Annotated in this window: 11 protein-coding genes; 3 read left to right on the top strand and 8 right to left on the bottom strand. The window is 62.4% G+C overall.

Features of this window, described 5'->3' with window-relative positions; translation table 11 throughout:
* Positions 1–222: GTPase (locus VGO04_RS01905; protein ID WP_327494267.1), on the bottom strand; the 222-nt coding region annotated here is incomplete at its 3' end.
* A gap of 190 nt (positions 223–412) precedes the next feature.
* Here VGO04_RS01905 and VGO04_RS01900 point away from each other — a divergent pair.
* Both VGO04_RS01900 and clpS read left to right on the top strand, forming a co-directional pair.
* The gene (locus tag VGO04_RS01900) at positions 413–1,003 is read left to right on the top strand and encodes a hypothetical protein (RefSeq protein WP_327494266.1); all 591 of its coding nucleotides are present in this window, start codon (positions 413–415) and stop codon (positions 1,001–1,003) included.
* A gap of 73 nt (positions 1,004–1,076) precedes the next feature.
* Positions 1,077–1,388 carry an ATP-dependent Clp protease adapter ClpS gene (gene clpS, locus VGO04_RS01895; protein WP_327494265.1) on the top strand — a complete coding sequence of 104 codons (312 nt, stop codon included), beginning with the start codon at positions 1,077–1,079 and terminating at the stop codon, positions 1,386–1,388.
* Positions 1,389–1,417: 29 nt separating this feature from the next.
* On the opposite strand, the gene VGO04_RS01890 is transcribed toward clpS, so the two are convergent.
* Both VGO04_RS01890 and VGO04_RS01885 read right to left on the bottom strand, forming a co-directional pair.
* Complete coding sequence (locus VGO04_RS01890; RefSeq protein ID WP_327494264.1) at positions 1,418–1,720, bottom strand: DUF6958 family protein; 303 nt, start codon at positions 1,718–1,720, stop codon at positions 1,418–1,420.
* Positions 1,704–2,264, bottom strand: coding sequence for a hypothetical protein (locus tag VGO04_RS01885; protein ID WP_327494263.1), 561 nt, complete (start codon positions 2,262–2,264; stop codon positions 1,704–1,706). The genes VGO04_RS01890 and VGO04_RS01885 overlap by 17 nt, the downstream gene beginning before the upstream one ends.
* A gap of 120 nt (positions 2,265–2,384) precedes the next feature.
* Between VGO04_RS01885 and VGO04_RS01880 the strand changes: the two genes are divergently transcribed.
* Positions 2,385–3,014, top strand: coding sequence for a TetR/AcrR family transcriptional regulator (locus VGO04_RS01880; RefSeq protein WP_327494262.1), 630 nt, complete (start codon positions 2,385–2,387; stop codon positions 3,012–3,014).
* Positions 3,015–3,112: 98 nt separating this feature from the next.
* On the opposite strand, the gene VGO04_RS01875 is transcribed toward VGO04_RS01880, so the two are convergent.
* The 5 genes from VGO04_RS01875 to VGO04_RS01855 all read right to left on the bottom strand — a co-directional run.
* Positions 3,113–4,036, bottom strand: coding sequence for a squalene cyclase (locus VGO04_RS01875; protein ID WP_327494269.1), 924 nt, complete (start codon positions 4,034–4,036; stop codon positions 3,113–3,115).
* Between the two features lie 136 nt (positions 4,037–4,172).
* Positions 4,173–4,892 (bottom strand): aminoacyl-tRNA hydrolase, encoded by a 720-nt coding sequence (pth, locus tag VGO04_RS01870; RefSeq protein ID WP_327494268.1) that lies wholly within the window; start codon positions 4,890–4,892, stop codon positions 4,173–4,175.
* Positions 4,893–4,959: 67 nt separating this feature from the next.
* Complete coding sequence (locus tag VGO04_RS01865) at positions 4,960–5,694, bottom strand: substrate-binding periplasmic protein (protein ID WP_327494261.1); 735 nt, start codon at positions 5,692–5,694, stop codon at positions 4,960–4,962.
* A 104-nt stretch (positions 5,695–5,798) separates the two neighbouring features.
* Positions 5,799–8,183: a putative bifunctional diguanylate cyclase/phosphodiesterase gene (locus VGO04_RS01860; protein ID WP_327494260.1), complete on the bottom strand. Its 2,385-nt coding sequence runs from the start codon at positions 8,181–8,183 to the stop codon at positions 5,799–5,801.
* Between the two features lie 238 nt (positions 8,184–8,421).
* Positions 8,422–8,830, bottom strand: a 409-nt coding sequence (locus VGO04_RS01855; protein WP_327494259.1) for a 50S ribosomal protein L25/general stress protein Ctc, incomplete at its 5' end; no start/stop codon positions are given.

The following is an 8,830-nucleotide window of genomic DNA, read 5'->3' as shown; positions in this document are numbered from 1 at the left end:
GATGTCGACGAAGGAGATGCGCGTCGGGATGATTTCCTTCGACTTGGCAATGTCCGCCAGCTTGCGCATGCGCGGGTCCGGCACGGCCACTTCGCCGGTGTTCGGCTCGATGGTGCAGAACGGGTAGTTGGCCGCCTGGGCCGCCGCCGTCTTGGTCAGCGCGTTGAAGAGGGTGGACTTGCCGACGTTCGGCAGTCCGACAATACCGCATTTGAAGCCCATTGGGTCTCGTCCGTATCTTAAAATTCCGTTGGCGTGGCTATGCGGGAAGGGCGCTTCGCGGTCAAGGGTGGACGCCCCCTTCACGGTAAATAAGGGGCTCTGGCCGTTGAACGTGCGGTGTTCGGGCCGCATATGCGCTGCCAATTGCACCGGACGTTGCCGTGGCAGCGAAGAAGGAGAGCAGGCAGCAATGGCAGAGTTGATCGACCAGACGTTCATGTTTCCGCGCATGCCGGTGGCCGTCATCGATATCGGCGACACGCTCGAAGCGCTGTTGATCCGGTCGATGCTCGAGAGCCTTGGCGCTGTCGTGACGCTGCACCTGCCGGGGACGCCCGGCGACTTTCTGTCCCTGATCGGTGCCGGAGAGCGGGTGCACCAGCACCTCGTCATCTGCGGCCACGGTGACGAAAACGGTTTCGTGTTCGGCGACTATATCGAGGAGATCGATACCTCGATGCTTCTCGAGGGCAGCCTGCCGCCTTCGGTCGTCGCCGAACACGCCAGGCTCAAGGGCAATATTGTCCTCAGCACCTGCTGCGAAACCGGTGGCAAGGCCTATGGCGACGCCTTTGCCGGAAAGGGTGGGGCCGGGCTCTACATCGGCCCCGACGGATCGCCAGAGGGTGCGGATGCGCCGCTGTTCGTGCACTGCTTCTTTCATGCGCTGCTTGCGCGCAAGCGGACGGCAGAAGCGGCGCTGGAGCGCGCGCGCGCCTACGACGATGAAGCGAAGATGTTCGTCGGTCATCGCGGCAGCGCCGTCACTGCTTTTGCTTGATCACTGCGGCTGCCCGTAGGATAGTGCGCCGGGCGGCAGAACCGTCCTATCTGTCACAACGGGTGGATTTCCGATGAGTGACAACGAGGTCGCCAGAAAAGTCAAAGTGAAGGTCAAGCCGAAGCTCGATCGGCCGAAGCTTTACAAGGTCATGCTGCTCAACGACGACTACACGCCGCGCGAATTTGTGATCGGCGTGCTCAAGGCCGTGTTCCACATGAGCGAAGAGACCGGTTACCGGGTGATGATGACGGCGCACAAGATGGGCACTTGCGTTGTCGTCGTCTGCGCGCGCGACATTGCCGAGACCAAGGCTACGGAGGCAACGGACCTCGCCAAGGAAGCCGGGTTCCCGTTGCTTTTCACCACCGAGCCCGAGGAATAGGCGCAGCCTGAAGCGGCGGCGCCTTGACCTTACGCCGTTCGATGCAGGCGCAGCGGCTTGCTCGCCTCCCGCGCAACCGTGCCCTTGGCCTCGAGATCGAGCTGCACCGCCTTCAGCCACCAGCCGGCCTTCGCGCCGCCTGGGAAAAGCTCTTGCGACAGGATCGGCAGCAACCGTTCCTTCGCTTCGGCAACCGTCAGCCCCGGTGCTGCCGGTGGCAGTACGGCAAGCAAGGCCTCGCGCATCGCTTCGTATTTCGCCCGGTCGACCCGGTGGATGTGGCCGGGCGAGACGACGTTCTGAATTTCGATTTTCTCAGCTTGCGGTGCCATGGACCTCGCCTTTCACATAGTCGATGTCAGGCGCGCGGAAGCCCATGGCTATCCAGGCGGTGAGCAGCCGCCACATGAAGCGGCCCGAATGGGTTTTGTAGCTTGGCAGCGCGTCATTGAACTCGACGCCGGGCCTGCGGTCTTTCGTCATCGTGCGCATTTCCAGCGGTAGCTGTTCGTCCGGGGCGAAGCGCTGGTTGTAGACGCTCAGCCAGTGGCCACCCTTGAATTCCAGGAACATGGCGGCGTTGCAGCAGCTCGCGATCACCCGGCGGGTCGTCGATTTTGGCGTCAGGCGGTGTGCGCGCAGCAGGCCTTCGCCGCGGATACAGCGGATCCGGTCCTTTCGGTAGAGCGCAAAGCGGGTCGAGCCGTCGGCTTCCAGTACGGCCGGCGCATCGGGCAAAGCCTCGAGCTGTTCGCCCGCGGTGCGGCAGCTGGTGCAATAGCAGGCGGCCCCGACGATCGGTTCTTCCACCGCCTCAAAGGCAACCTGGCCGCAGCGGCAGGCCGCTATTCGAACTCTTCCTCGTGCTTTTGCCATGACCTTCTCCAATAACGTCCTCACTAACTAGACTGGACCGTCCAGTTTGATTTGTCAATGCGACTGGCCTATCCTGGGAGAGTCGGTGATTTGCTGACGCCGCACGGAGAGGGGACAGGATTGAGCAACGGCGCAAAGACGCGCATGGAGCGCACCCGCAAGCTGATCGTCGGTGCCGCCGGTGATCTCTTCCTGAAGCACGGCTTTCTCGGCACCAACATGGACGAGATCGCCGCGACCGCGGATGTCTCGAAGCAGACGGTCTATTCCCATTTCCATAACAAGGAGGCGCTGTTTCTCGAAGTCGTGCGCAGCATGACGGGCGGAGCGGGCGACGAATTTCAGGAGCAGGTCGCCGATCCCGACGGCGAGCAGCCGATCGAGGAATTCCTGCTCGACTATGCGACGCAACTGCTGACGATCGTCATGACCCCGCGGCTGATGCAGGTGCGGCGCCTGGTGATCGCCGAGGTCGAGCGATTTCCGCAACTCGGCGAGGCGCTGCACGAGCGTGGGCCGATGCGATCGATCCGGCGACTTGCCGTTGCCTTCACGCGCTACACCGAGAAGGGGGATATTCGGGTGAGGGATGCGCAGGTTGCCGGCGCGTTCTTCAACTGGCTGGTGATGGGCGGGCCGGTGAATGATGCGATGCTGCTTGGCGACGGCGCCATTCCGGCGCGGGAGGCTTTGAAGGCGCATGCCGAAGAAGCGGTTCGGATCTTTCTGGCCGCGCACAGGGCGACCTAAATCATTTCATTGTTTCGTTGAAACAGTGAAATGATCTAACTCTCTGATATTACGCAATTCCGGACGGAAAACCGTTCTAGACTTTTCCTGGAATTGCTCTAACGACCCTCGCCGCCTGTTGAATGCCTGCCCCACCATCTGAGCACGCGCATCGCCTTCAGCGTCGCAAAGGGCGAGGGCTCGCCAGGTCCGTCGTCGACATCGAACCACACGCGCCCCGGCGACCGCCAGTCGGAGGCCCAGGTCCCGTCGTCCCGGCGCTTGGCGCGGAGCTGATCAATGGCCTCCTGAAGACGCCGGTCGGGCGCGGAGCGACGCCATACCGAAGCGGCGCGAAAATAATCGAGCGCGCGCAGAATGTCGTAGTGCCAGCGGCTCGGGTGGCAGAGGCACAGAAAGCGATCGTCGGCGGGATGTCCGGTCGCCAGGCGACGGAAGAGGTGACGTTTCAGCAGGTATTCCTCGCCGCCCTCGCGTGCTTTCCTGGAGCGGGGCGTGCCGCCCGTCACCTTTTCATATTCCAGCAGCCCCTCCAGCACATTGATGGTGCTGGCGAAGGAGGAGCAGGTCGAGCCGTTGATCCGCTCGCAGTTCCAGCCGCCGTCCGGCTGCGCGTCGTCGAGGAGCCGCTCGACGATCGGCGAGACATCGACGCCGAAATAGGCGCCGTCCGCGACGGTGCGGCCGTTGATGCATTCTTCGACTTCGCCTTGCCAAAAGGGTTGCCTGCCTTCGTCCCAACGGCAATTGGCGCCGATCAGCGCGACGGTGCGCATGGCGCGCTCAGACGATGGGTCGAGGCCGAATTCCCTGAGTTGCGTCAGGGAAAAGCAGGTGGCGGTCCAGGGCTGTCCGCGCTCCGACCATTCGCGCGGATCGAAGTTTGCAGGAATGAAGGCGCCGCCTGCCCATTGCCCGTCGGCGTCCTGATGGGAAAGCAGAAGGGCACCCCAGCCTTCGGTCTCGACCTTCCCACGTTCCGCCCGCCATTCCGCCTCAGGCGCGTCGACGAGGTCGCGCATGACTTGCCAGCGGACCGAAGGGTCCGAAGCGAGAAGCCAGTTGATCACCGGGTCGGTCACAGGGCGTGCTCCAGGCTTGCGCGGTCGGGCAGGGTCCGCCTATCGCAAAACTAGTGCTCGCCTTGGAAACGGGAAGTCAGCCGTTCTTCGACCCGAACAGCTTCTTCAACATGTCGGCCATGGGGCCCGTCGTCGGCAGCTTCTTTGGCTGGGCGGAATTGCGCGCCTGGTGAATGTGCGATTGTCCGCCCTGCTTCTTGGGGCCTGCGGGCTTTTCCGCCTCCGGCTTTCCGCCGGTCGCAAGCGCGATCTTGTTCAGAAGCTGGGACTCTTCCCCGCGCACCAGCATGTCGGCATTGTCGGCGATGGCATCGAGCAACGGCACCAGCCAGGCCTGGTCGGCCTTCGCAAAATCACCGAGCACATGGGCGTGCACGAGGTCCTTGACGCCGGGATGGCCGATGCCAAGGCGCAGGCGGCGATAGTCCTTGCCGCAATGGGCGTCGATCGACTTGATGCCGTTGTGGCCGCCATGGCCGCCACCGACCTTGATGCGCGCCTTGGCCGCCGGCAGGTCCAGTTCGTCATAGATGACGGTGATGTCCTTCGGCTGCAGCTTGTAGAAGCGCATCGCCTCGCCGACGGCTTCGCCGGAAAGGTTCATGAAGGTCTGCGGCTTCATCAGGAGAACGCGCTCGCCGCCGATCTCGCCTTCGGCGATCTCCGACTTGAACTTCTTCGACCAGGCGGAAAAGCCATGCCGCCGGTGAATGACGTCGACTGCCATGAAGCCGATATTGTGCCGGTTGGCCGCGTATTTCGAACCTGGATTGCCAAGCCCTGTGATGATCAACATGGTGTTACGCATTCATGATTTCGGGGTGGTGCCATCCAAGAACACCGCGCCTTCACGAAGTCAACGCCTATTTCTCGGCCTGCAGGCTGGCATTGGGCGTGAGCCCGTACTGCTTGAAGATCGCATCCTGCGTGCCGTTGCCGATCAACCGGTCGAGTTCGTGCTGCATGGCGGCGATCTTGCTGCGCGGCATGTTGCGATGGCAGGCGATGCCGTAGAGCTTGCCTTCCAGCGTCAGCGCCGCTTCGACCGGCTTGCCTTCGGCGCGCATGCTCTCAAAGGTTTTCTCGGAGGTCATCATGAGATCGACCCGGCCCGCAATCAGCTTCTTCAGGCTCGAATCCAGGTTGGCGGCATAGTCGATCTTCGGAAAGCCGTGCTCGACGAGATAGGCCGCGGAGAAGTCTTCGCGCTGCGTTCCGATGGTGTACTGCCGCGCGGCCTCCAGCGAGGCGGGCGAAATGTCTGAATTGGCGTGCCGGACCATGACCATGTGATCGATCAGCAATGGCTCGACCCAGAGGAATTTCTTGTCGCGTTCGGCGTCATGGCCAGTGGTGAAGACGCAGGAGTCCGGGTCGGTCTCTGCTTGCGCGAAAGCGCGCGCCCAGGGCAGAACCTCGATGGTGAACGGGAGTTTCAACCGCTCCATGATCAGCTTGACCTGATCGACAGCCGCACCGCTCGGCCCGTTTACGGTCGAAAAATTGTAGGGCGGATATTCCTCGGTGACGAACTTGATTGTCTGCGCCTCGGCCGTCGTGAAAAGCCCGAGGAAAAATACTGGGATCAGCGCCTTCACATCTTTCCTCCTCATTGCTGCCAGCCTTGCGGCGGGCTCTTATCGTTTCCGCACGGCCGCGGATGTGACGCCGTTGCCTGCAAACCCTCAAGGCTACCGGCAGGTCACGCCCGCATGCTCGGCGCGGCCGCAGCCTTTGCCTCAGAGTCGCTTTCGAGCATCGTGAGCATCCGGTCGACCGGCATCGGCCGGCTGAACAGGTAGCCCTGGCCGCAATTGACGCCGAGCTTGCGCAGGAGCTGCCATTGCTCCTTCGTCTCGATGCCCTCGGCGACGACCGTGCAGCCCATCTGGTGCGAGATCGTGCGGATGCCCTTGATCAACATGCGGCTCTTGCGCCTGATGTCGGCGGTGCCGGAGCTCAGCGACCGGGTGAAGGACTGGTCGACCTTGACGATGTCGACGGGGAAGCGGTTGAGGTAGCTCAGCGACGAATAGCCGGTGCCGAAGTCGTCAAGTGCAATCCGGCAGCCGAACTCGTTGAGCTGCTTCAGCACCGCATGGACCTCGGGATTGTCGAGCATGAGCACGGCCTCGGTGATCTCGACGACGATCCGGCTCGGTGAGATGTGGTGTTTCAGGAGCAGGGCTGCGAGCTTGTGCGGCAGCGTCAGCTCGAACTGCAACGGTGAGAAGTTCACTGCCAGATAGGTGTTCTGGGTGCCGTCCAGTTCGGAGATCGCGGCGAGATGGCGGATCGCCTTTTCGAGGATGCGGTCGCCGATGCGGGCGATCGTTCCGGTTTCCTCGGCAATGCCGATGATCTTGCCGGGCGGCATCAGCCCCTTTTCCGGGTGGTTGAGGCGCATCAGTGCCTCAAAGCCGACGATCTGGCCGTCGGCAAGGCTGACGATCGGCTGCAGCCAGGCTTCGAAATGATCGTCCTTCAGGCCTGCCTCGATGCACTGTTCGATCTCGTGGCGCTCGCGCGAGGCGTCGAGCATGCCGGCGTCGAACACCTGCAGTCCGTTCTTGCCGTCGTGCTTGCGCGCATACATCGCCATATCGGCCTTCAGCAGCAGGTCGGAGGCGTTTTCCGCGTGGGTCGGATAGACCGCGATGCCGACGCTGGCGCTGACGAAGAGCTCGTTGCCGGCGATCGTCATCGGTTCGTGCAGGGCGCTGACGATGCGCTCGCCGATTTCGCTGGCAAGGTCCGCCGCGTGCGCGTCGGAAAGCAGGATGGCAAATTCGTCACCGCCGAGCCGGGCCATGATGTCGCCAGGGGGCAGGGCATCCTGAATGAGCTCGACCGTGTGGCGCAGCACCTCGTCGCCGGTGGCGTGGCCGAAGTTGTCGTTGATCCACTTGAAGCGGTCGAGGTCGATGAACAGGCATCCGAGCTGCATGCCGCAGTCATCGGCCTGCTTGATCGCGTCGTCGAGTGCTGCCTCGAAGCCCTGCCGGTTGAGCAGGCCCGTCAGGTGATCGGTGATCGCCTGGGTATGGTTGCGGCTTTCGGCCTGCTTCAGCGCCGTGACGTCGGTCATGACGGAGAGCGACAGGCTGCCTTCGCCGGTCGCCTTCGTTTCCTGGATCAGCACGGTCATCAGCTCGCCGTCCCGCTTGCGGAAGGGGACGGTGACCTCGCGGATCTCATGGTCACCAACGGCGATCGTCTTGGCGCGGCTGCGATAGGTCTCGTGCCAATGCGCGTCGATGAAGTCGACGAAATCGCGGCCGATGACGTCGTCGCGGTCGTATCCGGTCGCCAGCAGCCAGTAGTCGCTGACGGCAAGCAGACGTCCGTCGACATCGAGCGAAAACAGCATCGCGGGCGTCAGATTGTAGATATCGGTGACGCGCTCATGCGCGTTCTTGAGTTCCGTTTCTTCACGCTCGAGACGGTCCTGCATCTCGTTGAAGTTGGCGGCAAGCGCGCCCATTTCGTCGTCGGAGGTCCAGTCGACGCGATGGCGCGATCCGAGCCGGCGCGTCGCCTCGATCGCCGCCGTCAGGCGCATCAGCGGCCGCATCACCGTGAACCGGTTGCCGATCAGGGCGGCGGCGAAAACGATGGCGACGGCAAAAAGCAGGATGGCGAGGATCGCCAGTTCGTCCTTGCTGAATTGTGACAGCAGGCCGGGTGTGGGCACACGCACCTCGATGCGGCCAACCTGCTTGAGACCGTCGACGGACTGATACGAGATGGGCAGGGTCAAGAGCCGGTCATCGGTGCTCGTGATGGCGCCGCCAAGCGGCATCTGCGCCAGGATCGAGCCGGACTGGTCGCGCACGGTGACGGAGAGGATGTCGGTGCCGTTGATCAGCGAGCGGGCGATATGCTTGATGCCGTCGCTGTCGAAATCCCAGATCGGCTTGCCGAGCGCCTCGGCGCTCGCGGCCATCAGGAGTTCGATGTTGTGCAGGCGTTCGCGCGCGATGCGCTCGCTGGAAATGCTGAGGAAGAGCACGAGAAGCGGGGCAATGAAGACGAGCATCGTGCCACAGACAATCGCGATAAATCGGTTCTCGACGGAATGCATCATCGAATGCACGCCTTGGACGCTGCTGCCACGCATCTCATATCAGGATTCTCTTCAAGTGCCCCAGTTTCCCCGCATGAAGAACATCATCAAATCCTTAAATGTTGCTGAAATCGCTACATGAAAAATCGTGAGGCGGCACTTCGTTGCAGCCGGCGGTTGATTGTCAAGAACGCAAAAAGCCCGCCCCACGCGCGTGGGACGGGCTTTCAATCAGGTAGCCGTTCGGCCAGAAGCGAACTTAAGCTTCTGCGTCGCCTTCAGCTTCTTCCTTCACGCCACCAGCCGGAGCAACGATCGTTGCAACGGTGAAGTCGCGATCGGTGATAACCGGGGTCGCGCCCTTCGGCAGCTTGATGTTGGAGATGTGAACGGCGTCGCCGACCTTCAGGCCGGAGAGGTCGACAGACAGGAATTCCGGAATGTCGTCAGCCGAAACGTTGAGCTCGACTTCGTGGCGAACGATGTTGAGAACGCCGCCAGCCTTGAGGCCCGGGGACTTCTCTTCGTTTTCGAAGTGAACCGGAACTTCGACGGTAACCTGGCTGTCCTTGGAGACGCGCAGGAAGTCGACGTGCATGGTGAAGTCACGGACCGGATCCAGCTGGTAGTCCTTCGGCAGGACGCGGATCTTTTCGCCGTTGACGTCG

The sequence above is a fragment of the Ensifer sp. genome (assembly GCF_035999185.1).
GTDB lineage: Bacteria > Pseudomonadota > Alphaproteobacteria > Rhizobiales > Rhizobiaceae > Ensifer.
Note: the sequence above shows the minus strand (reverse complement) of the source record. Positions and strands in the feature narration are given on the sequence as shown.